Origin of the sequence: Streptosporangium sp. LJ11 (genome assembly GCF_051918945.1) — a bacterium.
Classification (GTDB): Bacteria; Actinomycetota; Actinomycetes; order Streptosporangiales; family Streptosporangiaceae; genus Streptosporangium.
In genome coordinates this window covers 1-21,853 of record NZ_JBPXMB010000032.1, presented here as the reverse complement: position 1 = coordinate 21,853, position 21,853 = coordinate 1, and the positions used below count along the sequence as shown (strand labels likewise).

Here is a 21,853-nt window from a genome sequence, read left to right as displayed (position 1 = left end):
CGGTGGGCGGCGACCTGCCCCGGGACTGGTCCGGCGACCTCGTCGGCCGCGACGCCGAACTCGCCGGCCTGCGCGACCTGCTCGGTTCGGCGCGGCTGGTCACGCTCACCGGCGCTCCGGGGGTCGGCAAGACCCGGATGGCACACGCGTACACCCGCGCCTGGGCCGACGCCTATCCCGGCGGCGTCTGGTTCCGCGACCTGGCCGCCGGTTTCGACGGCCAGGTCGTCCCGGTTCCCCCCGGCCCCGGCCTCGCGGGCGGTCCCGGAGGCTCCGGCCTCGCGGATCTCGGCGTCGTCCCCGGCGAGGGGCCCTCGCTGCTCGTGCTCGACACCTGCGAACGGGTCGCCGACCGGTGCGCCGTGGTCGTCCCGGAGCTGCTCGGCACCCACCCGGGGCTCGGCGTGCTGGCCACGAGCAGGGAGCCGCTGGGCGTCCCCGGCGAGGTGACCTGCCGCCTCGCCCCGCTGGACGGGGTGCTGTCCGCCCGCCTGTTCGCCGAGCGCGCCGCCGCGCAGGGGCGGCCCGCCACCCCGGAGACCGCGGACGCGGTGCGGGAGATCTGCCGCCGCCTCGACGGCCTGCCGCTGGCCGTCGAGCTGGCCGCGGCCCGCTCCGTCATGCTGTCGCCGGCGCAGATCGCCGAGCGGCTCGACGACCCGCTCCGGCTGCTGGCCGGAGGGAACCGCACCGCCCATCCCCGGCACAGGTCGCTGGAGGCGGCGATCGGCTGGAGCCACGAGATGCTGCCCGGCGGCGAGCGGCTGCTGCTGCGCAGGCTCGCGGTGTTCGAGGACGGGTTCGTCATCGACGATGTGGAGGGGGTCTGCGCGGGCGCGGGCATCGGGCCGGACGCCGTCGTCGACCTGCTGGCCATGCTCGTGTCCAGGTCCCTCGTCGAGTGCGACACCGGTGGCGCCGTGACCCGCTACCGGCTGCTGCGGGTCGTGCGCGCCTACGCCCGGCAGGAACTGCGTGCCGGAGACGAGACCGAGACCGTGCGGGCGCGCCACGCCGAGTACTACGCGGCACTGGCCGAGCGGGCGGCGGAGGCGCTCGCCACGGGCGCCGCCGCGCCGCACCTGGAACGCGTCGAGGCCGCCTACGCCAACATGCGGGCGGTGCTGCGCTGGTGCGTGTCCGGAGGACCGACGACGGTCGGGGCGCGGCTGGCGAGCGCGCTGGAGACGTACTGGATCCTGCGGGGCCGCCCGCGCGAGGGGCGCGGCTGGATCGCCTCGCTGGTCTCCGCGGGCGGCGTGGTCCGCGCGGAGGTGCTGGCCGCCGCGGAGCTGAGCGGCGCGGTGCTCTCCTGCGCCCTGGGCGAGTACGCCGACGCCACGGACGCCTGCCGCCGGGCGCTGGCCATGTTCCGCGAGCTGGGGGACGAGGCCGGGCAGACGCGGGCGTTGGCGGTGCTGGCGGGCCTGCGGACGATGGGCGAGCCCGCGTCGGCGGGCCGCACCCTCACCGAGCTCGCCGCCCGGGGCACGGCCCCGATGGGCCACGCGTGGAGCGGCGTGCCCCTCTTCCTGCTCGGCCGCGCCCTTCTCGCCTCCGGCGACCTCGCCGGGGCCCGCGCGGCCCTGGAGCGGTGCGTCGCCGTCGGCCGCAGGCGCGGCTCGGAACTGAACCTGGAGATGGGCCTGCTCGCCCTGGCGCAGGTGGCCGTCTACCAGGGCGCGTACGCGGAGGCCGAGAGCGCGCTCGGCCAGAGTCTGGCCGCCGCCGACCGGATGGGCGACGTCTGGGGGAGGGCCGCGGTGCTCAGGGGGCTGGGGGAGGTGGCCGCCTGTCGCGGCCACTACGGACCGGCCAGGGAGCGGCTCGCCGAGGCGGTCCGCATCGCCCGCTCCGCGGACTCCCCGCCGCTGCTCGGGGACTGCCTCGACACGCTCGGCAGGATGCTGCTCGACGTCGGCGAGTACGAGGCGGCGCGGGAGGTGTTCTCGGAGGTCGTCGAGGTGGGCGAGCGGACCGCCGCCCGGCTGGCGGCCATGGGGCTGGCCGGGCTGGGCACCGCGATCCTGGGCTCCGGCGGTGCCTCCGCGGCCTCCGCGGCCCTCACCTTCGCCGAGGAGGCCATGGCGCGCGCCCGGGAGACCGACGACCGTCCGCTCGCCTGGCGCTGCCTGTTCACCCTCGGCAGCGTCACCCGGCGCGACGATCCGTCCCGTGCCGCCTCCGCGCACCACGCGGCGCTGCGGACCGGAGCCGCCATGGGGCTGCGCGCCCAGACGGCCGACTCGCTGGAGGCCATGGCCGGGCTCGCGGCCGGGCACCGCCGCCACGAGCACGCCGCCAGGCTGTTCGGCGCGGCCCAGTCGCTGCGCGACCGGCTGGGGCTGTCGCGGCCCCCGGCGGTGGCGCCGCAGCACGAGGCGGACCTGGCCGGGGTGCGGGCCGCGCTGGGCGCCGGCGGGTTCGCCGCCCTGTGGGAGGAAGGCACCGGACTGGACGTCGGACAGGCCGTCACCTACGCGGGGCGGGGCCGGGGGCCGCGGAGGGAGGGGGTCGGCTGGGCGGCCCTGACCAGGGCCGAGCGCCAGGTGGCCCTGCTGGCGTCCGGCGGGATGACCAACCGCGAGATCGGCGCGAAGCTGTTCGTGTCGCCCCGCACGGTGCAGGCCCAGCTGTCCAGCGTGTTCGCCAAGCTGGGCCTGTCCTCGCGCAGGGATCTGGCCCGCGAGTACGACTCGCGGGCCAGATCCCTGCGCGGCCGGGACCCCGGCTGGGACCCCGGCCAAGACTCAATCCTCCCCGCGCAGCGTGACGACCCCGGTGGCGTGCAGGATCCTGAAGGCGGAGTCACATACCTCACGGGTCAGCTCGGTGGCTGAGCCCGCCCGCGTCTTGTCCCGCCACTCGCCGACCGTGATCCCCGGGGCCGCCGCCTCGAAGGCCGCCAGCAGCGGCCCGCCCAGCGGGTAGCCCACGGCGCCGCCCCGGGGGAACAGGTAGCCCTGTCGCTCGCGGGCCAGCGCGTCGAAGGTCAGCGTGAAGTCGCGCAGCAGCAGGTGGACGGGGTGGTCCGCCCAGTGGACGGCGTCCGGCGTGACGCCCTCGACGAGCGCGTCGTCGGTGAGCCCCGGCGGGTCCTGCGCCGTCGTCGCCCGCTGGGCACGGACCGCGGCGTCCCAGGCGAGCCCGTCGAGCAGCAGGCTCCGCACCTCGGGCGGCAGGTCCGCCTCCTCGACGCGCGGCACCGGGTCGGCACCCGAGCCCAGGTCGAGGCGCTCGGCCCAGGCCGCGACGTCGCAGCCCGGGACCGCGATGAGGCAGCGCAGCAGCGTGGGCGCGGCGTCCTGGAGCGCCTCGACCCGCCCGGCGAAGACCATCGCCCGCTGGTAGTCCTCGGCGCTGAAACCACGCGACCGGACGACGAGCGGCGGCTGGAAGTCGAGGAACTCGATTCCGTACTGCTCCGCGTACTCGAAGAAGTCGGTCCCCGGGAAGGCCATCAACGGTGCGAAGTGCACCTTCTCCACGCCGCTCTCGTAGGCGAACCGTACGCTGTCGCGAACCTTGTCCGCGTTGTCGCCCGGCATGCCGATGATGATGTCCGCGGCCAGGGCGTGGTTGTGGTGGCGGCGGATGAGGGAGGCGGCCTGGGCGAACCGTCCCCGGTCGAACCTGCGGGCCGCCAGTTGCAGGGTGTCGGCGTCCGACGACTGGATGCCAAGGGTGATCACGCGGCACCCTGCGCGGTTCATCGCCCGCACGTAGTCGAGGTCGACGTGCTTGACGTCCGGGTAGACGTCCACCACCGTCCCCCGGTTGTGCTCGGCGACGATCTCGAAGATCTCCATGGCCCGGTGCCGTGAGATGCCCAGGTGCGCGTCGCACATCCGCAGGTAGGGGATGCCCCCGTCCAGCAGGTAGGCCAGCTCGCGCTCGATCCGCTCCATGGGGAACGCGCGGAGCTTGGGAGCGCTGTAGAGGCAGAACTTGCACTTCTGCCGGCACCCCCGGCCCGTCTCGTACGCCAGGACCGCGTCGGGCCTGCGCCGCAGGATCGGCTCCAGGGGGAGCCTGTCCGCGGTGAAGACCAGCGGCAGCGCGCCCAGGTCGACGTCGGGCGGGTCGTCGTTGTGCACGGGCTCGCCGCTGTCCCGCCGGGTGACGCCCGCCACCGCGCCCAGGTCGCCGTCCCGCGCCAGGGTCTCCAGCAGCCGCGGGTACGCCTCCTCGGCCTCGCCGCGCAGCACCAGGTCCAGCCACGGGTACTCGCGCAGCAGGTGGGCGGCCATCCGCCGGGAGTTGGCCTGGGCGCCGCCCCACACGACGCGGCAGTCCGGCAGGTGCCGCTTGACGATGCGCCCCATCCGGGTGAACTCGTCGTGGTTCCACACGAACGCGGAGAAGGAGATCACGTCCGGCCGGTAGTCGAACAGCCGCGCCATGAACGCGTTGTAGTGCCCCAGGTAGTCCTCGGCCAGGCTGCCCACGTCCTCGTGGAACCAGACCCGGTGCTCGACCTCCGACGGGGAGACCCGGTCGGCCACGGCCGCCCGGATCAGCTCCACCCCCAGCGAGAACCCGTCGTCGTTGGAGTAGACGAGTACGGCCTTCAGGGTCATGACGATCTCCCCAGTGTCACTCTCGGCCGGGCGGAGCGCAGTCCCTCGGCGAGCCGGTCGAAGGCGGCCGTCGCCCGCGCGTGCGTGTCCCGGTAGGCGGCCGCCTCGATCGGGTCGTCGTCCAGCGCGCGCTCCACGATCCCGAGGAGGTCCTCGGTGGGATGCGTGCCGTGGTGCGTCCAGTAGCGGTGCGCCATGCCCAGCTCGGCGGTGAGCTCGTGCAGCTTGCTCGTGCCGTTGCGGCGGCTCCAGAAGGGATCGACCGCCACGAACGGGGTCGCGCCGCGCAGCGCGAGGATCGCGCTGTGGTAGCGGGAGACGAGGACGAGGTCGCAGCGGGCGAAGGCCTCGGTGAGCTCGCCGGCCCCGGTGGACGCGCCGGACACGCCGCCGCCGTCGGAGACGCCGGGGAGGCGGAGCTCCCGGACGCGGGCGCGCGGCACCGCCCGGGCGAACCTGGCACCGGCCTCCTCGTCGCCGTAGATGTTGGGCACCGTGATGAACTCGATGTCGGCGAAGGAGGCCAGCTCGATCAGGGTGAGGCCCAGCTCCGTCACGAATCCCAGCGCCGCGGCGCGCTCCCCGGGTCCCGACGCCTCGGCCATGACCTGCTCCGGCGGCACGCACAGCGCAGGGTCGGCCGCGCCGCGCGCGGCGAGGTTGCGGCCGACGAGGTGGGTGACCAGCTGCGAGGTCACCCCCGGGGCGCCGACGGCGACACCGATCAGCGGACGGCGGCGCCGCCCGGTTCCGGCGGCCCGGGGCGGCGGCGGCTCCAGCGGCTCCAGAGCGAAGGCCGGGTCGGGGACGACCGTCGTGCCCGGCACGCCGGTCGCGGCGTCCATCCGCCGGGCCGCGGCCTCGCTGCGCACGGTCAGGTGGTCGATCCGCTCCCGGACCGCCCCCAGGTAGCCGCGCCAGTCGTCACGCGCGGGCGCCGGGGTGCCGTCCTGCAGGCCCACGCCGTGCCAGGCGACCCACACGCCCGGATCGAACGCCCCCGGGTCGGGTCCCAGGCAGAACACCTGCATGATCGGGTGCCGGAACGGCGGGCCGCTCCACAGGCCGCCCGCCATCACGACGGCGTCGAACGAACCCGCGCCGGGCCAGCGCCCGTCCCGGTCCACCCGGAGCGGCGCGGGGCCGCTCCCGGTGCTCCACGGGCAGAAGTGCCGGAAGGTGGCGTCCGGCAGGCGGCGTGACAGCTGGGCCTCGGTCACCGCCGCCAGCAGCCGGTCGCCGACGTTGGGCAGGCTGCCGCCCGCCCAGATCGCGATCCGCCGGGACACCCCGGTCACCCGCCGATGGGGGACGGCCGGCGCAGACCGAACTCTTCCCAGCCGCGTCGCTCGGAGTATTCGTTGTAGACGCCGCCGCACCGCGCCCGCAGCGGGCAGCCGTCGCAGGGCGGCCCGTACGAGCGCATCTCGTCGTCCATGAACGCGTCGTAGTCGTCCACGACACTGCCCTGGTACATCATCCGGATCGAGCGCGTCCCGTCCTCGATGGCCAGCTCCTCGTGCGGCGCGACCACGCACAGCGGGAAGCCCTCCAGCGTCAGCCGCGCCGGCGACGCGAGCATCATCTCGATCACCGGCAGCAGGTGCGTCCGGGTCTCGGCGACCGTGGGCGCCTGCATGTCCAGGGCGAAGAAGCCGCTGCCCACCGGGTGCAGGTTGGAGATGTTGACGTGGTCGACCCCCAGGTCGACGCAGAGCCGGCAGATGTCCATCAGCCGGCCCATGTTGAGCCGGGTGATGACGGTGTTGGTCCGCACCGCGACGCCCGACCGCTTGGCGTTGCGGATGCCCTCGATCGTCTCGTCGAACCCGCCCGGCGTCTGCGTCAGGCAGTCCTGGACGACCGAGGTGGAGCCGTGCAGCGAGACCACGAACAGCTCCACCCCGTTGTCGGCGAGACGCTGGGTGAACTCCGGGTCCTTCAGGCGCCGCGCGTTGGTCTGGATCTCCACGCGCGGGTACTCCAGCAGCCTGATCGTGCGCAGCAGGTCGAACAGGCGGGGGTGGATCGTCGGCTCCCCGCCGTGCAGGTTCACCGACGTGTAGTCCTGGCCGGAGTTCTCGACGAGGAAGCGGATCAGGTCCTCGTACTCCACGCTGTCGGACTTCGCCAGTGGCGATCCCACGACGCAGAAGCCGCACTTCTCGTTGCACAGGTCGGTCACGTGCATGCTCAGCTGTTTCATGTCCACCTCACACCAGGCCCAGGCGGCTCGCCGCCGAGGCGAAGACCTCGGGGGTGCCGGGATGATCGGTCAGCTTCTCCAGGTACGCGGCCCGTTCGCGCGCCAGATCGTCCTGGACCCCGCGGTCGTACAGCACCCCGTGCAGCGCCGACAGCACGGCGGGCTCGTCGAGCAGCTCGGCGTGGGCGAACGTCGACATGTAGGGGTTGTTCGCCAGGATGGGGTCGAGGAAGCCGTGGAACCCCAGCGGCCACATCCGGAACGGATACATGGGCAGGGTCCGCGACAGCCACGACCGCACGTCCTCCGACAGGCCGCCCAGCTCCGCCTCCACCCGGTCGATGTCCGGCTTATCCGGTACGTCGAATTTGTTGGTCAGCACCAGCCCGGGGATGTCGGACAGCACCGCCCTGGCCAGGGTGGTGGCGGGCAGGTTGAGCGTCAGGACCAGGTCGACCGAGCCCAGCAGCACGTTGAACCGGTGCGGAGAACACGCCGGGATGACGTGCGCGCGGTCGGCCAGCCCCGCCAGCACCGTCGGCACGCTGCCCACGAACACGAAGCGGGCACTGGGCGGCAGCTGCCGCAGGTAGTGCACCATCAGCTCGGGGACCTGGTCGGCCAGCCGGTCGCCGTTCTCGTCGGCGTACTTGTCCTGCTGCCAGCCGGCCACCGCGAGCAGCACCATCCGGTCCTCCTGCGCCATGCCGAACGTCTCGCGCAGGTGGTGGCGGGTGCGGCGGCTGACCCGCTCGTTGCCCTCCCACAGCCGGAACGGGTACGCGCCCGGCTCCGGTTCGAGGTGGCAGATCGGGGCCGGGCGCAGGTGGGCGGGCATGTCCATGATCTTCCGGCTGACGCCCATCGACTTGCCGTGGAAGACGTCCACCGCGAAGTCGGTTCCGGCCCACTCCCAGATGTCGATCGGCATGATCGGCAGGCCGTACCGCTCGATGAACCACGGGTCGACGCCGTAGCGCTTGGGGAACACGCCGCAGTAGGTGAAGTAGTCGGACAGGATGATCGCGTCCGGGCGGAACTCGCGGACCGTCTCGTCCACCAGCAGCGTCGCGAACGCGCGCATCGAGTTGTCGAGCACCAGGTACGGGAACCCGCTGCCGCGCAGCAGCCTCTCCGACATGGGCTCGACGATGAAGAAGCACTCGATCCCGGCCGGCTTGAGCTGGCGGGCCAGCGACATGCCGATGAGCGTCTCGCCGTACCCGGCGCTGCTCATCGCGAAGAACAGGAGTCTCACGGGCTCACCGCCAGAAGTGAGGGGCCCTCCAGGGACCTGCGGACGCCGAACGGCGTGCCGACGTCCTGGAACGTGCCGCCGGGGAACTCGGCCGCCCGGACCCGCAGGCCGTTGCGGACCGCCAGGTCGAAGTAGTGCCCGAGCACCGGCTCACCCGCGGGACCGCCCGCGGTGCCGTTCACCGTGCCGTTCACCGTGCCGTTCACCGTGCCCCGGCCGATGTCCCGGAGCAGTTCCTCGTGCAGGAGCCTCGCGAAGGCGTCCCCCCAGATCGCCGCGCCCCAGGTGTTCATGACAGGCGGGTCGGCGGGCTTGTCGAAGACCCGGTGCACGCGGTCCCCGCGCACGACCACCGGGCCCAGCCGGTGCGCGTCGGGCGTGGGGAAGACCGCGAGCGCGAGGTCCGCGCCCGTCCGCTCGTAGACGCCGAGCAGCCGCGACAGCGCGTCGGACGGGGTGAAGATCGTGTCGGGCATGACGAACACGACGTCGCGTCCCCTGGTCCACCCGTGGGCCAGGTCGAGCGCGCAGGCCAGGCCGCGCGCCTCCTCCTGGAAGAGGTAGGCGACGTCGACGCCGAGGTGGCGCCCGTCCCCGATGTAGGAGACGACCTCCAGCTTCCAGGGGGCCACCACCAGGATCGCGCTGGCGACCCCCGCTCCCGCCAGCGACTCCAGCGCGTACTCCGCGACGGGACGCAGCCGGGCGCCGCCCTCGGCGGGCTCGTACACGATGGGCAGCAGTTCCTTGGGGTAGCGGAGCGGGGCCATCCGGGTGCCCCGGCCGGCGGCGGGTACGAGTCCGACGAGGTTCATGCTCGTCACATGCCACTCCTTACTGGTTGGGGAGCGTCGATCAGCGGCAGGGGGACACCGACCACGGACACGGGAGCGCCGGGCGCGGGCTGGGCGGGGCCCGCCGGGCCGCCGGGCGCGGGCCGCCGCGGGTCCGGCGCCCGCTCGCCGAACCGGACCAGCCGGACGGCGTCGATCAGCTCGCGCTGGAACGGGTCGGCGGCGATCTCGCGCAGCCTGGCCCGCCCGTCGAGCGAGCGGAGCAGCTTGTAGCAGAGGTCGCAGCCGTTGGTGAAGTTCGTCCCCTTGAACAGCTTGCGCACCGCGGGGGAGGACGCGACCATCCGTGCCACGCCCTGCGGCCCGTACACGCGCAGGAACTGGTACTCGTAGTTGTGGTCGGCGTCGTCGAGGATCTCCCGGAACGACTTCTCGTGCAGGTTGCCCATGAAGTAGGCCAGGTCCGACAGCGTGACGTAGGCCCCGGCCTTGCCGATGTGGCAGGCCGACAGGTCGCCGTTCGGATTGATCAGCGGGGTCTCCAGATAGCAGGAGGCCGAGAAGTTCTCCGGGTCGGGGGGGACGCCCACCTGGTGGGCCGTCTTGATGAACGGCGTGGGGATCACCCGGTCCACGTGCACTCGCACCCGGTCCTCGAAGCGCCGGTACAGGCTCCGGATCTGCTCCTCCTCGTGGTCCTCCGCGATGGTGATGCACAGGCTGATCTCCGGGATCTCCCGGGCGATCGCCCCTTCGATCACGTTGACCACGTGCTGGGTGGGCACGCGTTCCTGGTGGTAGACGTCGGTGCTGAGGAACAGCCGGGTCAGGCCGGGCAACTGCCCGAGGATCTTGTCCACCGCGGCGGGCGAGCGTCCCCAGAAGCTGCTGGTGAACACCGAGATCCGCGGTGCGCCGGGATGGCCGGCGGCGGCCCCGACCCCGGACTTGAGCATCCGGAACCGTTGGAAGGGCTCGCCGCCGGTGAAGATGATCTCCGGGATGCCGCTGTCGCACGCCTGTGCCACCCAGCGCCCGATGTCGTCCGCGGTCGGCTGGCGGTCCCGCGTGGAGCCGGTGAAACCGCAGTGCCGGCAGCCTACGGTGCAGATCTCGGTGACGCTGACCAGTATCGAGTTGAAGTGCACGACACCCCCTGGAGAGCTAGTAGTGGCCGCGCGGTTTAGTAGTAGCCACCACCACCGGGCTCCTTGACGGGAACCGTGTGCGCCTGGACGGCGGGCTGGAGCAGGCCGGCACCGGCCAGTTCCTTGATCTGGTCGATCTGGTCGGTGCCGAGGCTGTACTCGGTGGCGACCGACTCGGGGTTGCTGAGCAGCTGCTCGGCGAACGCCGGGTCGGATGCGGCGCGCTGCACGAGATCGCGGACGCGTGGAGACTCGCTCATTGGTCCCTCCCATGGGACGGGGTTTCGTGGGCCGGTCGGGCTTCCCACGTGATCAAGTTACGAATCCGGCGCTCCCCGAACCACCGCCTGGCAGGCGTATTCCGGGCCGGACGGGAGACGGAGGGACCGGTGCCGGACGGCTGATCGCCGCGTCCCCGCGGACAGGACGGCGCGGGCCTCGGCCTACGCGTACGGCCGACCGGCCTAGATTTCCGCGGGAACGGCCTAAGCGGCCGCGCGGGGTGGCCCGTCCGTTCCGCCGGGCGACCGCCGCGCGGCGCGGGCGGCGTACCGTCAGGGCATGCTCAGGCTCGGCGAGCTCGACGCCCTGCGGCGGCAACGCGGGAGGTCGGCGCTGCTCCTCATCACCGACCGCTGCCCCGTCGGCTGCGCCCACTGCTCGGTCGACTCCCGCACCGACGGCCCGCGCATCACCGACCACGCCCTCTTCGAGGAGATGGTCGAGGGGCTCTGCGCGGACGAGGACCTGCGGGTCGTCGGCGTCTCCGGCGGGGAGCCGTTCACGGAGCGGCGCGGGCTCACCTACGCCGCCCGGAGGATCCACGAGTCGGGCAAGGCGCTCGTCCCCTACACCAGCGGTCACTGGGGGGCCGGGGGAGATCCCCCCGGATGGATCCGGTCCGTCCTGGGCAGGTCGGCCTGCGTCGTCCTGGGCGTCGACGCCCACCACACGAGCCCGCGCGCCGCCGTGGCCGCCGCGGCCCGAGCCGTCGCGGACGCGGGCGCGTGGCTCGTGGCCCAGGTGCTGGACGACCCCGCCCAGATCGAGGACGCGCGTGATCTCCTCGCGGGCGCGCTGGGGGCCGGATGGCCCGATCGCGCCGAGATCCACCCGGTCGCGCCCCTGCCGTACGGCCGCGCCCGGGGCCTGTTCCCCGCTCCCCGCCGCGTGACCGGCGAGCGGCTCGGCCGGTGTGCGATCGCGCACACCCCGACGGTCCGCTACGACGGGCGGATCTCGGCCTGCTGCGACGAGAACGTCATCATGGGGGCCGGGCCCCCGGACCTGCATCGCCTGGCCGGCGACCGCGAGGGGGTGCGCCGGGCGCTCGCCGACCTCGCCGCCGACCCGTTCCTCGCGGTGCTGGGCTCACTGGGCACCGGAGCGCTGACCGCGCTGCCTCGCTACCGTGACCTCGCCCACCGGGAGTTCTCCGGCATCTGCGGGATCTGCCGGCACATGCTGAGGCGCGCCGGCGGCGAGCGCGACCCGCTCCTTCGCGCGCTGGCGCTGATCCCGCCGCCCGGCTCCCCGGGAACCTCGCCGCCGGACCCTCCGGAGGTCGCGCCGGCGGGGTCCCCGCCGGCCTCCCCGGGAACCCCGCCCGCCAGGGAGATGCGGGCCTCGCCGCCGCCGCGGCGGGCGGGCGGGCCGTCAGCCGAACAGGGCCCTGCGTAGCGCGACCACCCGCTCGGCGGCGGCCTGGCGGCTGATCTCCGCCTCGGGGATCATCGCGTCGAAGCCGTGGAAGGCCCCCGGATGGAGGTGGAACTCGGTGGAGACGCCCGCCCGCACCAGCCGCAGGGCGTAGTCGAAGCACTCGTCCCTGAAGACCTCCAACTCGCCGACGTCGATGTACGCCGGAGGCAGGCCCGACAGGTCGGACGCCCTGGCCGGGGCCGCGTACGGGGAGACGTCGTCGCCGCCCGCCCGCTCGCCCAGCAGAGCCTTCCAGCCCAGCAGGTTCGCCGCCCGGTTCCACACGATCGCCTCGACGAACTCGTGGCTGGAGGGGGAGGTGTTGCGGTCGTCCAGCATCGGGCAGATCAGGAGCTGGAACGCCAGGGCCGGGCCGCCGCGGTCGCGCGCGAGCAACACGGTTCCCGCGGCGAGGCCGCCTCCCGCGCTGATCCCGCTCACCGCGATGCGCTCCGGGTCGATGCCCAGCTCGGCGGCGTTCTTGGCGGTCCACACCAGGCCCGCGTAGCAGTCTTCGACCGGCGCCGGGTCCGGGTTCTCCGGCGCGAGGCGATAGTCGACCGAGACGATCACGCATCCCAGCTCGGCGACGTACTCGTTGAGGCGCGCGTCCTCCATCTCGACGTCGCCCATGACCATCCCGCCGCCGTGGATCCAGTACAGACCGGGGACGGCACCCTCCTGCCCGGCCGGGCGGTAGATCCGCAGCCGGATGTCGGGATCGCCGTCGGGGCCCGGGACCGTCCGGTCCTCGATCGTGACCCGCTCGTCCGGAGCGAGCGGGGCCATCGCCGCACGCGCCGCGTCCATCTGGACCCGGAGGCCGGGCAGGTCCTCCGGCCGCAGGGCGCCGAGGTCCATGGCGGGCAGGGGGTTCGCCTCGAGGACGGCGGCCAGTCCGGGATCGATATTGGGATGAAGCGCCATGTCACTCACCTAATCAGAAGAAGAGAGGGGCCGGTTCGCGCGATCGGCTCCTTCCGTCGATCATGCGTGAGCCCCGCACTCCCTCACAACCGCAAGGTGGCCGCGATGGGGGACCCGCCGCCCGCCAACCGGCGGGCTGCGGGCCTGCGGGCTGCGGGCGAGAACCGGTGTGACTCCGCGTCGATCGTGCGGGCACCCGCGACCGCGACCGCGGGCGGCGGCGTGCGCGGGTACCGGCGAGACGGATCCGGCCGCCCCGGACCCGTGGCGCGAAGGTCGCCGAGACGGGCCGAGCCCATCCGAATCCATCCGAGCCCATCCGAGCCCATCCGAGCCGGTCCGGCATGACCGCGACCGGTGAATTCCACATCGGTCGCGAGAAACGCCGTCGACGGAAAGGGCGGATAAAACCATTGGCGCCGGAAGCCGCCTTTGCCCTTCAATGGAGAAAAGCCGGAGCACCCGCTCCGCACTCTGGAGAGGAACGACGGTGAATTACGGCGCATCACCGGTGTGGCAGGGAGGGCTTGAGGCGTTCCCGCTGCTCGGCGGCAGTGTTCCGGCCCCCGGACGGCCAGGTGGATGACCCTCGCGAGGGAAACCACCGAGCCGCCCGAGACACCGGTCCAGGCGGTTTCTTCATTTCCGGAACCAGACGACACCGCTTTGACCACCGCGGGCGGGAGCCTGTCTCCCGATTTCGACAAATCCACAGTGCAGCACGTTGAACACGAATTCGTTCACGCACTCTCCCCGGAGGGCGCGAAAGGATTCACCCCGGGAGATTCCCGGAGACACGCCGCAGAGGCCGAATCGGTAAGGCAGCCGGCTTCCACCCGGCAGGACGGGGTTCGAACCCCCGCTGCGGCTCTGCCCTCGCGGGAGCGGGGCATGGGACTGGGACTCGGCGACGGGAGTGGCGACCCCCGCCCGGTCGGCAGGACCGCGGCGCGTCCGGTACGGCCCACGCCAGCCGGCCCGGACGCGTGACGGGGCGTAGCTCAGCAGGAAGAGCATCCGGCCAGGGACCGGAAGGCCGCAGGTTCGAGCCCTGCCGTTCCGACGACACGAACAATGCGGGGAAACGGGCGACACGAGCACGAGCAGCACAGCGAGACGAGCATGACGAGCGAGAGGAGCGGCACGGCAGCACGAGAGCAGCAGGAGCAGTACGAGCAGTACGGCGACATCGTGACACCGGCGTGCCGCGAGGCACGCCCGGCCGCTCTGGCCCAACGGCAGAGGCACCAGGTTCAGGACCTGGGTGATCAGGGTTCGAATCCCTGGGGCGGCACGCGACACGGCGACGGGCGGGTGCCCGAGTGCTCGGGCACCCGCCCGTCGCCGCCGGCCCGGCACTACTCGTCGTGGTGCCAGGGGAGCAGGATGGGTTCGGCGGGGAGGTCTCCGGCCAGAAAACCGGCCAGCAGGGTCCCCAGGCCGAGGGGGAAGACCGCTTCGCGGGTGGTCAGGAGGTCGTGCCGGGTCCACCAGCGGTGCGCCGAGATCACCGAGCGCTCCAGTTCCTCCTGTCCCGAGACGTCGACGGTGTGTTCGCCGACGCGCAGGAAGAAGAACGAGTCGACCGCGGCGACCCGGATGTCGCCGAACCAGGTGAGGCCGGAGGAGCGGGCCACGACGGACCCCATGTGTTCTTCCGTGACCTCCAGTCCCGTCTCCTCGCGCAGTTCGCGGACCGCCGCGGCGACCAGCGTCTCACCGTCGTCCACTCCTCCGCCCGGCGTGATCCAGTAGTGCTCGACGGGCCACTGGGCGGGTGCGGGATACCGGAACAGCAGGAGGCGCTCGTCGGCGTCGACCAGCAGGATCCGGGCACTGGAACGTGAGATGGGGGCGGTCACGTCCCCGATCGTAGAAGGGATCGCCCAGCCCTGCCCCGCCCCAGCCTCGCATTGTCCCGCCCCCGACTCGCGGTGCGGCTTCTCGCACACTCGCCCTCGGCGGGAGTCCGGCCCTTCGCGCGCCCGTCCTCAGGGAGAGCGCGCCCGTCCTCAGGGAGAAAGGCGACGCGAGGTGTCCGCGACCAGCTGGAGCACGACCGGTGCGAGGTCAGGCCGTGCGTGCAGCATCTCCTCCAGGCGTACTCGCCAGGCCGCCGTCTCGGCCGGCCAGGCCTCCTCGCGTTGCAGGCGTAGCCGCGTCTCGGAAAGTCTCGTCTGGTGCGTGGCGCCGAGGGAGCGCCCGAGCATGTCGCTGAGCCACCAGTAGACGTTGCCGTCGGCGGCGTTGACGAAGGTACGCGCGCCCTCCCAGGCCACGCGCGGATGGTGAACGACGTCCATGGCCGGACCGTACGCCCGGTCCCGCCATCCCACAAGGGCCGGTGCGAGCGAGTGCCCGGCCGGGCGGACGCCGGTTCGGTCCGGGTCGCGGTCCCGGCGGTGCGGCCGGATTCTCCTGCGGGGTCACGGCAGGTGGAAAGATGGGCCAATGGGTGCAAAGAGCAGAAACAACGTGGTGATGGTCGGCAAGGAAGACGGACCGCTGCTGATGCTCGCGCACGGGTTCGGCTGCGACCAGAACATGTGGCGCCTGGTGGTGCCCACGCTGGCCGAGAGGTTTCGCCTGGTGCTGTTCGACCACGTCGGGATGGGCCGGTCGGACCTGTCGGCCTGGCAGGCCGAGCGGTACGCGACCCTGGACGGCTACGCCGACGACGTACTGCGGATCTGCCGGGAACTGGACCTCCGGCAGGTGATCTTCGTCGGGCACTCGGTCAGCGCCATGATCGGAGTGCTGGCCGCGGCACGCGAGCCCGACCGGTTCGCCAAGCTGGTCCTGCTCACCCCCTCGCCGCGCTACCTCGACGACGGCGACTACCGGGGCGGGTTCAGCGAGGCCGACATCGAGGAGTTGCTGGAATCCCTCGACAGCAACTATCTGGGCTGGTCGGCGGCGATGGCACCGGTGATCATGGGAAACCCCGACCGCCCCGAACTGGGCGAGGAGCTGACCAACAGCTTCTGCCGCACCGACCCGATGATCGCGTCCGTCTTCGCGCGCGCCACGTTCCTGTCCGACAACCGCGCAGACCTGGCCAAGGTGAAGCTGCCGACGCTGGTGCTCGAATGCGCCAGCGACGTCATCGCCCCCCGGGAGGTGGGGGCGTTCGTGCACGCCCGGATTCCCGGAAGCCGGCTGGTCACCCTGGACGCCGTCGGGCACTGTCCGCAGCTGAGCGCCCCGCAGGCCACCGCCCAGGCGATCGCCTCCTTCGCGGCCGACCGGTGATGTCGGGCACCGGGGCCGTTCCCGGACCGACTGATTCCGGTAACCACAGCGTCCCGCGGGCACGGTTCAACGCGCTGCTGGAGGACAGCGCCGAGGACCTGTACGAGAACGCGCCGTGCGGTTACCTGTCCACTCTCCTGGACGGTCAGATCGCCAAAATCAACACCACGCTGCTGACCTGGCTCGGCTACACCCGCGACCAGCTGGTGGGCCGGCGTCGCTTCAGCGACCTGCTCACCGTCGGCGGCAAGCTGTACCACGAGACGCACTTCGCGCCCCTGCTGCGCATGCAGGGCGAGCTCGGCGGGGTCGCCCTGGACCTGCGGGCCGCCGACGGCACCCGGCTGCCGGTGCTGGTCACCTCGGTCCTCAAGACAGGCACCGACGGCGAGCCCCTGCTGATCCGCACCACCGTCTTCGACGCCCGCGACCGCCGCGCCTACGAACGCGAGCTGCTGCGCGCCCGCCAGGAGGCCGAGCACGAGCGCGAGCGCCTCAAGCGCCTGGTGACCACCCTGCAGCGCAGCCTGCTGCCCGCGGTCCTCCCGGCGGTGCCCGGACTGGAGGCCGCCGCGCACTACCACATCGCCTCCGCCGACCAGGTCGGTGGAGACTTCTACGACCTTTTTCCCCTCGGCGACGGCCGCTGGGGTGCCTTTTTGGGCGATGTGTGCGGCAAGGGGGCCGGAGCCGCGGCGCTGACCTCCCTGACCCGCTACACCCTGCGCGCGGCGGCCGTCCACGCCCCCGACCCCGTCGAGGTGCTGGCCACCCTCAACACCGTGCTGCGCCAGGAGTACACCGGTGACGACCTGCGCTACTGCACTGTCATCTTCTGCCTGCTCACCCCGGACGGCGACGGCTTCACCCTCACCCTCGCCAGCGGCGGCCACCCCGCCGCCCTGCTGATGCGCGCCGACGGCGGGGCCGACTACCGGCCCACCCCCGGCGGCCTGCTCGTCGGAGTCCTGCCCGACGCGCGCTTCGCGGCCACCACCACCAGGCTCGCGCCCGGCGACACCCTGTTGCTCTACACCGACGGCCTGACCGAGGCCCGCGTCGACGCCGAGGGCAACCGCCACAGTGAGGAGGCCCTGCGGGACTTCGCCGCGGCCCTCGCCCCCACCACCGCGACCGGCGCCATCGCCGCGGTGAAGGAGTTGCTGGACTCCTTCGGTGACGGCCTGGACGACGACACCGCCGTCCTGGCCCTCGGCGTTCCCGCCCCGGCCGGCGAGGAGGAGCGATGAGCGAGCTGAGGGTCGCCACCCGCGGCACCGGCACCGGCCCGGTGCTCGAGGTGGCCGGTGAGCTCGACTTTCTCACCGCGCCCCGGCTGCGCGAGGCGCTCCGGAGCATCGCCCCGCTGCCGGGCCAGCGGCTCGTCATCGACCTGGCGGGCCTCACCGCGTGCGACTCCAGCGGCATCACCGTCCTGCTCGTCGCCCGCAACCGTGCCCTGGAGGCCCACGCCGGCATCGTGCTGGCCGCCATCCCCGATCACCTGGCCCGCGTCTTCCGCATCGTGGGCCTCGACCAGGTCTTCGCCGTCTCCCACCCTCTGGAAACGGATTTCCCGGACTCCCACGCCCTCGCGGACCCCGCCGCGGCCGACCCTGACCCCGACCCCGACGCCACCGACCTCGACCCCGACGCCGCCGACGCCGACGCCTCGCGGCGACGGACCGATGGGTGATGATGGGCAGGTGGAGCGGCTACCGGTGATCGATGTCAGCGCCCTGGTGCGGGGCGGGTCCCACGCGGAACGCGAGCGGGTCGCCCGCGAGATCGAGCGGGCCTGCCGCGACACCGGGTTCTTCTACGTCTCCGGCCACGGGGTGCCGCCCTCGCTGCTCGACCGCCTCGACACCGCCGCCCGCCGCTTCTTCTCGCTGCCCCCCGAGGTGAAGGCGGAGATCTCCATGGAGCGGGGAGGCCGTGCCTGGCGAGGGTTCTTCCCGGTGGGCGGCGAGCTCACCTCCGGTCGTCCCGACCTGAAGGAGGGCGTCTACTTCGGGACCGAGCTGCCCGAGGACGACCCCCGCGCCCGGCTGCCGCTGCACGGCCGCAACCTGTTTCCCGCCCGGGTGCCCGAGCTGGGCGAGGCGGTCCTCGAATACCTCGACCGGCTCACCGATCTCGGGCAGTCGGTCATGCGTGGCGTCGCGCTCAGCCTCGGGCTCGCGGAGGACTACTTCGCCACCGGCTACACCGCCGACCCCACCGTGCTGTTCCGGATCTTCCACTACCCTCCGGCCCCGCCCGCCTCCGACGGGTGGGGGGTGGGGGAGCACACCGACTACGGCCTGCTCACCCTGCTGGCCCAGGACCGCAACGGGGGGGGGCTCCAGGTGCACGCCGGCCGCGGCTGGATCGAGGCTCCGCCGATCCCTGGCACCTTCGTGTGCAACATCGGCGACATGCTCGACAGGCTCACCGGCGGCTTCTACCGCTCGACCCCGCACCGGGTGCGCAACGTCAGCGGGAACGAGAGGCTGTCGTTCCCGTTCTTCTTCGACCCCGCCTGGGACGCGGAGGTGCCCCCGCTGCCCTCGCGGGAGGCCGCCGGCGGCGGCCGTGCCCGCTGGGACGGCCAGGACCTGCGCGTCTTCACCGGAACCTACGGTGAGTATCTGCTGGCCAAGGTCTCCAAGGTCTTCCCGCGGCTGCGGGAGGACGTGCTCTGACCTCGCGCTAGGGGGGCCGCTCCGAAGGGGACCGCGAGCCTCAGGCTCCGGAGGGCTGCGGCGCGGGCCTCATGATCGCGGTGGGGTCGTTGACGATCTGGTTGATCACCACGTTCGCGGCACCCCGGGAGGCCGCGCCGAAGCCGTGGTCGGAGGCGACGAAACGGCAGCGGGCCGCGGGGCCCGCGACGACCAGGCGCTCCAGCTCCGCCTGCGCGAAGGGGAGCATCCAGCCGGCCAGGGTGGCGAAGTAACCGCCGACGACGATCACGCGCGGGTTGAAGAGGTTGACCAGTATCGAGCCGCCGAGCCCGAGCCAGCGGCCGACCTCCGCGACCGCGACCAGCGTCTGCCTGTCGCCGGCGGCGAGGTCGCGGGCGATCTCGGCCACCCGCTCCTCGGGATCGGGCACCGGGCCGGAGCCGAGGCCGTACGCCCGCTCGGGGGTCGCCATGCGCACCAGCGCGGCCAGGCCGACCTTCGTCTCCCAGCAGCCGAAGCGCCCGCAGCCGCAGCGCCCGCCACTCGGGTCGACCGGCAGGTGCCCGACCTCGCCGGAGAAGCCGTCCGCCCCGCGTAGCAGCCCGCCGTCCACGATGATGCCGCCGCCCACGCCGACCTCGCCGGTGAGGTAGACCATGTCGGCCGTACCGGCCGCCACCCCGGAGGTGTACTCGGCGAGGGCGGCCAGGTTCGCGTCGTTGTCGACCGTCACCGGCACGCGCAGCGGGCCGAGGGCGGAGGACAGCCGGGCGGCCAGCGGCACGTCGTGCCAGTCGAGGTTGGGGGCGAAGGCCACCACCCCGTGGTCGACGTCGACCAGGCCGGGGACCGCCACCCCGATGCCCGCCGGGGCGGCCCCGGCGCGCGTCATCTCCTCGATGGCGTCACGGGCCGTGAGGCCGAGCTCGCGGAGCGAGCGGCTGGGGCCGCTGCCGGCCGCGTCGAAGCCCAGGCGGCGGTCGACCAGGACGTTGCCTCCGAGGTCGACGCCGTGCACGGCGATGTAGTCGACGTTGAGCTCCAACCCGAGGGCGCCGATGTGCGCGCCGTGCAACGCCACCGCCCGCCGGGGGCGGCCGACCGCGCCCGCGTGGTCGACGCCCACCTCCTGGACCAGCCGCCGGTCGAGGAGCTCGACCATCAGGTTGGAGACGGTGGCCCGGTGCAGGCCGGTGGCCTCCGCGATGTCGGAGCGGGAGGTGGACCCGTGCTCGCGCAGGTGGCGCAGGACCAGGGAGAGGTTCGTCCGGCGGAGCGAGGCGTGACCCGCGGCCTGGGGCGCGCCGCCCACCGTGCGGGCCTGGTGCTGCTCCTGGATCACACGGTCACCTGGCTTTTATTTGTCTCGGATAGAAATTAATTGGATTTGTAACACAGAGGTGTCCTGGCGCGCACCACGAGCCCGGTAACAACTCGATATCTGTCGTTCGTGTGACGTAACCGGAGTAAATGGGCGATCGTGTTACGAAAACGTTACGTAGATCGAAACGTTTCGGACCTTGCGCCCCCGTCCGAACTGAGCCTTTAATTCGGCCAGTCATGCAAATTAATTGAGGGAGTGGCGTGCACCGTAGCTGGACCGGCAGTCGCAACGGCGGTTCGACGAGCTCGAACAGGTCGGCCGGCACCCCCGCCGACCAGGCCACGGTGCGCCGGTCCAACCTGTCCCTGGTGCTGCGTCACGTCAGCGAGTACGGCCCGCGCTCCAGGTCGGTCGTCGCCATGGAGACCGGCCTGAACAAGACCACGGTCACCAGCCTCGTCAGCGAGCTGCAGGCCCGCGGCCTCCTCAAGGAGATCGGGCCACAGCACGCGGGCGCCGTCGGCCGCCCCGGGCTGGCCCTCGCTCTGGACGGCGCCGGTGTCGGCGCCCTCGGCCTCGAGGTCAACGTCGACTACATCGCCGCCTTCGCCACCGACCTGGGCGGCCGGGTGCTGATCGACCGGCGGGTGAGCTTCGACGCCATGGGCCGCGACTCCGAGCGCTCCCTGACGGAGCTGGCCCGGGTGATAGGGGAGGCGATGGCCGAGCTCGACGTCCTGGAGGTCAGGATCGCCGGGATCACCGTGGCCGTCCCCGGTCTCGTCGACACCGCCACCGGCACCGTGGACGTCGCCCCCAACCTCGGCTGGTACGGCGTCCCCGTGGCGGAGTGGCTGGTCCGCGCCGGAGTGCCCCCGAACGTGCCGATCAGCGTGGACAACGACGCCAACCTGGCGGCCCTCGCCGAGTACACCTCCGGGGTGGCGGCCGGTACGGCCGATCTCGTCTACCTCACCGGCGAGGTGGGCATCGGCGGCGGCGTGATCTCGGGCGGGCGCCTGCTGAGCGGTGCCGACGGCTTCGCCGGCGAGGTGGGCCACGTCATGGTCGACCCCTCCGGCGAGCGCTGCGGCTGCGGCCGGATCGGCTGCTGGGAGACGAAGGTCGGCCTGGCGGCGCTGGTCCGGATGGCCACCCCCGACCACGCCTACGGCATGCACGACGGGGTGATGCGCGACCCGGAGGAGCGGCTGGCCGAGATCGAGCTGCGCTGGGCCGCCGGCGACCCCAGGGTCGACCTGGCCATCGGAGAGGTGGGCCGCTGGCTCGGGCGGGGCTCGGCCACGCTGGTCAACCTCTTCAACCCGCGCGTCATCGTCATCGGCGGCTACTTCGCCAAGCTCGCCGACCGGCTCATCCCGGTCGCGCAGGCGGAGCTGAAGCGGCTGGGCGTGGAGGGATCCGTCGCCCGCTGCGAGTTCGTCGCCTCCGATCTCGGCTTCGGCGCGGCCTCGCGCGGCGCCGCCGGGATCGTCACGGAGAGGGTGCTCTCCAACCCCACCGCCATCGATGTCCGCCTGGCGACACCGGCACCCGAGAAGGAGCGCGAATGAGACGCCATACCTCGTGAGAACCCGGTATCGCCCCCTGAGCATCCCGTCCGTCCGACCGGAAAACCGGATTCGTGACGCCGTCGTTCACGCCGACCTCGGCGGCGCCACGCTGGTGCTGTCCGGCCCGGCCGGACGGGCGGGATCCCTTTTGTCGACTAAGTCCCTTTTGTCATAGAAGTTCGCAGCAAAATCCCCATCGAGATTCTGTCGTGAAGATCCACGGAGGCCCCCCATGCCGGAGCCGTCAACCGACTCGGCACCCCTCCTCGTGATGCGAGGAATCGTCAAGCAGTTCCCCGGAGTGCGCGCCCTCGACGGCGTCGACCTGGAGGTCCGCGCGGGCGAGGTGCACTGCCTGCTCGGCCAGAACGGCGCCGGGAAGTCCACGCTGATCAAGACTCTGGCGGGCGCTCACCAGCC

At 72.7% G+C, this 21,853-nt stretch carries 19 protein-coding genes and 3 tRNA genes; 11 read left to right on the top strand and 11 right to left on the bottom strand.

Annotated elements, in window-relative coordinates; translation table 11 throughout:
• Positions 1-2 precede the first annotated feature (2 nt).
• Positions 3-2,840 carry a helix-turn-helix transcriptional regulator gene (locus tag ACTOQ3_RS36245; RefSeq protein ID WP_440088004.1) on the top strand — a complete coding sequence of 946 codons (2,838 nt, stop codon included), beginning with the start codon at positions 3-5 and terminating at the stop codon, positions 2,838-2,840.
• Here ACTOQ3_RS36245 and ACTOQ3_RS36240 read toward each other — a convergent pair.
• From ACTOQ3_RS36240 to ACTOQ3_RS36210, 7 genes are read right to left on the bottom strand one after another with little or no spacing between them, the layout of a single operon-like run.
• Positions 2,751-4,580: a B12-binding domain-containing radical SAM protein gene (locus ACTOQ3_RS36240; protein ID WP_440088003.1), complete on the bottom strand. Its 1,830-nt coding sequence runs from the start codon at positions 4,578-4,580 to the stop codon at positions 2,751-2,753. The genes ACTOQ3_RS36245 and ACTOQ3_RS36240 overlap by 90 nt on opposite strands.
• Positions 4,577-5,878, bottom strand: a complete 1,302-nt coding sequence (locus ACTOQ3_RS36235; protein WP_440088001.1) for a polysaccharide pyruvyl transferase family protein — start codon at positions 5,876-5,878, stop codon at positions 4,577-4,579. Before ACTOQ3_RS36235 ends, ACTOQ3_RS36240 begins: the two co-directional genes overlap by 4 nt.
• A complete protein-coding gene (locus tag ACTOQ3_RS36230; protein WP_440087999.1) occupies positions 5,875-6,786 on the bottom strand; it encodes a radical SAM protein in 912 nt (303 codons plus the stop codon). Before ACTOQ3_RS36230 ends, ACTOQ3_RS36235 begins: the two co-directional genes overlap by 4 nt.
• A 7-nt stretch (positions 6,787-6,793) precedes the next feature.
• A complete protein-coding gene (locus ACTOQ3_RS36225) occupies positions 6,794-8,044 on the bottom strand; it encodes a DUF6365 family protein (RefSeq protein ID WP_440087996.1) in 1,251 nt (416 codons plus the stop codon).
• The gene (locus ACTOQ3_RS36220) at positions 8,041-8,859 is read right to left on the bottom strand and encodes a sugar phosphate nucleotidyltransferase (protein ID WP_440088094.1); all 819 of its coding nucleotides are present in this window, start codon (positions 8,857-8,859) and stop codon (positions 8,041-8,043) included. The genes ACTOQ3_RS36225 and ACTOQ3_RS36220 overlap by 4 nt, the downstream gene beginning before the upstream one ends.
• Before the next feature lie 5 nt (positions 8,860-8,864).
• Entirely contained in the window at positions 8,865-9,986 is a 1,122-nt protein-coding gene (locus tag ACTOQ3_RS36215) for a radical SAM protein (RefSeq protein ID WP_440087995.1), read from the bottom strand.
• A gap of 35 nt (positions 9,987-10,021) precedes the next feature.
• Positions 10,022-10,246, bottom strand: a complete 225-nt coding sequence (locus tag ACTOQ3_RS36210; RefSeq protein WP_435290283.1) for a hypothetical protein — start codon at positions 10,244-10,246, stop codon at positions 10,022-10,024.
• 301 nt (positions 10,247-10,547) lie between these two features.
• Here ACTOQ3_RS36210 and ACTOQ3_RS36205 point away from each other — a divergent pair, with 301 nt between their 5' ends.
• Positions 10,548-11,666 carry a hypothetical protein gene (locus tag ACTOQ3_RS36205; protein WP_440087994.1) on the top strand — a complete coding sequence of 373 codons (1,119 nt, stop codon included), beginning with the start codon at positions 10,548-10,550 and terminating at the stop codon, positions 11,664-11,666.
• Here ACTOQ3_RS36205 and ACTOQ3_RS36200 read toward each other — a convergent pair.
• Positions 11,643-12,614, bottom strand: coding sequence for an alpha/beta hydrolase (locus ACTOQ3_RS36200; protein WP_440087992.1), 972 nt, complete (start codon positions 12,612-12,614; stop codon positions 11,643-11,645). The genes ACTOQ3_RS36205 and ACTOQ3_RS36200 overlap by 24 nt on opposite strands.
• A gap of 798 nt (positions 12,615-13,412) precedes the next feature.
• Between ACTOQ3_RS36200 and ACTOQ3_RS36195 the strand changes: the two genes are divergently transcribed.
• The 3 genes from ACTOQ3_RS36195 to ACTOQ3_RS36185 all read left to right on the top strand — a co-directional run bounded on the left by ACTOQ3_RS36195 (position 13,413) and on the right by ACTOQ3_RS36185 (position 13,908).
• A tRNA-Gly gene (locus ACTOQ3_RS36195) sits at positions 13,413-13,484 on the top strand.
• Between the two features lie 120 nt (positions 13,485-13,604).
• Positions 13,605-13,677: transfer RNA gene (locus ACTOQ3_RS36190), tRNA-Pro, on the top strand.
• Positions 13,678-13,835: 158 nt separating this feature from the next.
• Positions 13,836-13,908, top strand: a tRNA-Leu gene (locus tag ACTOQ3_RS36185).
• Positions 13,909-13,972: 64 nt separating this feature from the next.
• Here the strand turns inward: ACTOQ3_RS36185 and ACTOQ3_RS36180 are convergent.
• Together ACTOQ3_RS36180 and ACTOQ3_RS36175 are read right to left on the bottom strand one after the other, a co-directional pair.
• Entirely contained in the window at positions 13,973-14,476 is a 504-nt protein-coding gene (locus ACTOQ3_RS36180; protein ID WP_440087991.1) for an NUDIX hydrolase, read from the bottom strand.
• Between the two features lie 150 nt (positions 14,477-14,626).
• Positions 14,627-14,917, bottom strand: a complete 291-nt coding sequence (locus ACTOQ3_RS36175) for a hypothetical protein (protein WP_440087990.1) — start codon at positions 14,915-14,917, stop codon at positions 14,627-14,629.
• 148 nt (positions 14,918-15,065) lie between these two features.
• On the opposite strand from ACTOQ3_RS36175, the gene ACTOQ3_RS36170 reads away from it, so the two are divergent.
• From ACTOQ3_RS36170 to ACTOQ3_RS36155, 4 genes are read left to right on the top strand one after another with little or no spacing between them, the layout of a single operon-like run.
• Positions 15,066-15,866 carry an alpha/beta fold hydrolase gene (locus ACTOQ3_RS36170; RefSeq protein WP_440087989.1) on the top strand — a complete coding sequence of 267 codons (801 nt, stop codon included), beginning with the start codon at positions 15,066-15,068 and terminating at the stop codon, positions 15,864-15,866.
• Positions 15,866-17,116 (top strand): PP2C family protein-serine/threonine phosphatase, encoded by a 1,251-nt coding sequence (locus tag ACTOQ3_RS36165; protein WP_440087987.1) that lies wholly within the window; start codon positions 15,866-15,868, stop codon positions 17,114-17,116. Before ACTOQ3_RS36170 ends, ACTOQ3_RS36165 begins: the two co-directional genes overlap by 1 nt.
• Positions 17,113-17,562, top strand: coding sequence for an STAS domain-containing protein (locus ACTOQ3_RS36160; protein WP_440087985.1), 450 nt, complete (start codon positions 17,113-17,115; stop codon positions 17,560-17,562). Before ACTOQ3_RS36165 ends, ACTOQ3_RS36160 begins: the two co-directional genes overlap by 4 nt.
• A 25-nt stretch (positions 17,563-17,587) precedes the next feature.
• Positions 17,588-18,553, top strand: coding sequence for an isopenicillin N synthase family dioxygenase (locus ACTOQ3_RS36155; RefSeq protein ID WP_440087983.1), 966 nt, complete (start codon positions 17,588-17,590; stop codon positions 18,551-18,553).
• 40 nt (positions 18,554-18,593) lie between these two features.
• Here the strand turns inward: ACTOQ3_RS36155 and ACTOQ3_RS36150 are convergent, their stop codons facing one another.
• Positions 18,594-19,877, bottom strand: coding sequence for an ROK family protein (locus ACTOQ3_RS36150; RefSeq protein WP_440087982.1), 1,284 nt, complete (start codon positions 19,875-19,877; stop codon positions 18,594-18,596).
• A gap of 242 nt (positions 19,878-20,119) precedes the next feature.
• On the opposite strand from ACTOQ3_RS36150, the gene ACTOQ3_RS36145 reads away from it, so the two are divergent.
• Both ACTOQ3_RS36145 and ACTOQ3_RS36140 read left to right on the top strand, forming a co-directional pair.
• Positions 20,120-21,433 (top strand): ROK family protein, encoded by a 1,314-nt coding sequence (locus tag ACTOQ3_RS36145; RefSeq protein WP_440087980.1) that lies wholly within the window; start codon positions 20,120-20,122, stop codon positions 21,431-21,433.
• Between the two features lie 232 nt (positions 21,434-21,665).
• A partial coding sequence (locus ACTOQ3_RS36140) for an ATP-binding cassette domain-containing protein (RefSeq protein ID WP_440087978.1) occupies positions 21,666-21,853 on the top strand: 188 nt, incomplete at its 3' end.

Bases quoted from the DNA above. Each gene is read 5' to 3' on its own strand.
- ACTOQ3_RS36220 (WP_440088094.1), bottom strand. From the start codon at position 8,859: ATGAACCTCGTCGGACTCGTACCCGCCGCCGGCCGGGGCACCCGGATG.
- ACTOQ3_RS36165 (WP_440087987.1), top strand. From the start codon at position 15,866: ATGTCGGGCACCGGGGCCGTTCCCGGACCGACTGATTCCGGTAACCAC.
- ACTOQ3_RS36160 (WP_440087985.1), top strand. From the start codon at position 17,113: ATGAGCGAGCTGAGGGTCGCCACCCGCGGCACCGGCACCGGCCCGGTG.
- ACTOQ3_RS36205 (WP_440087994.1), top strand. From the start codon at position 10,548: ATGCTCAGGCTCGGCGAGCTCGACGCCCTGCGGCGGCAACGCGGGAGG.
- ACTOQ3_RS36175 (WP_440087990.1), bottom strand. From the start codon at position 14,917: ATGGACGTCGTTCACCATCCGCGCGTGGCCTGGGAGGGCGCGCGTACC.
- ACTOQ3_RS36170 (WP_440087989.1), top strand. From the start codon at position 15,066: ATGGGTGCAAAGAGCAGAAACAACGTGGTGATGGTCGGCAAGGAAGAC.
- ACTOQ3_RS36210 (WP_435290283.1), bottom strand. From the start codon at position 10,246: ATGAGCGAGTCTCCACGCGTCCGCGATCTCGTGCAGCGCGCCGCATCC.
- ACTOQ3_RS36230 (WP_440087999.1), bottom strand. From the start codon at position 6,786: ATGAAACAGCTGAGCATGCACGTGACCGACCTGTGCAACGAGAAGTGC.
- ACTOQ3_RS36240 (WP_440088003.1), bottom strand. From the start codon at position 4,580: ATGACCCTGAAGGCCGTACTCGTCTACTCCAACGACGACGGGTTCTCG.
- ACTOQ3_RS36200 (WP_440087992.1), bottom strand. From the start codon at position 12,614: ATGGCGCTTCATCCCAATATCGATCCCGGACTGGCCGCCGTCCTCGAG.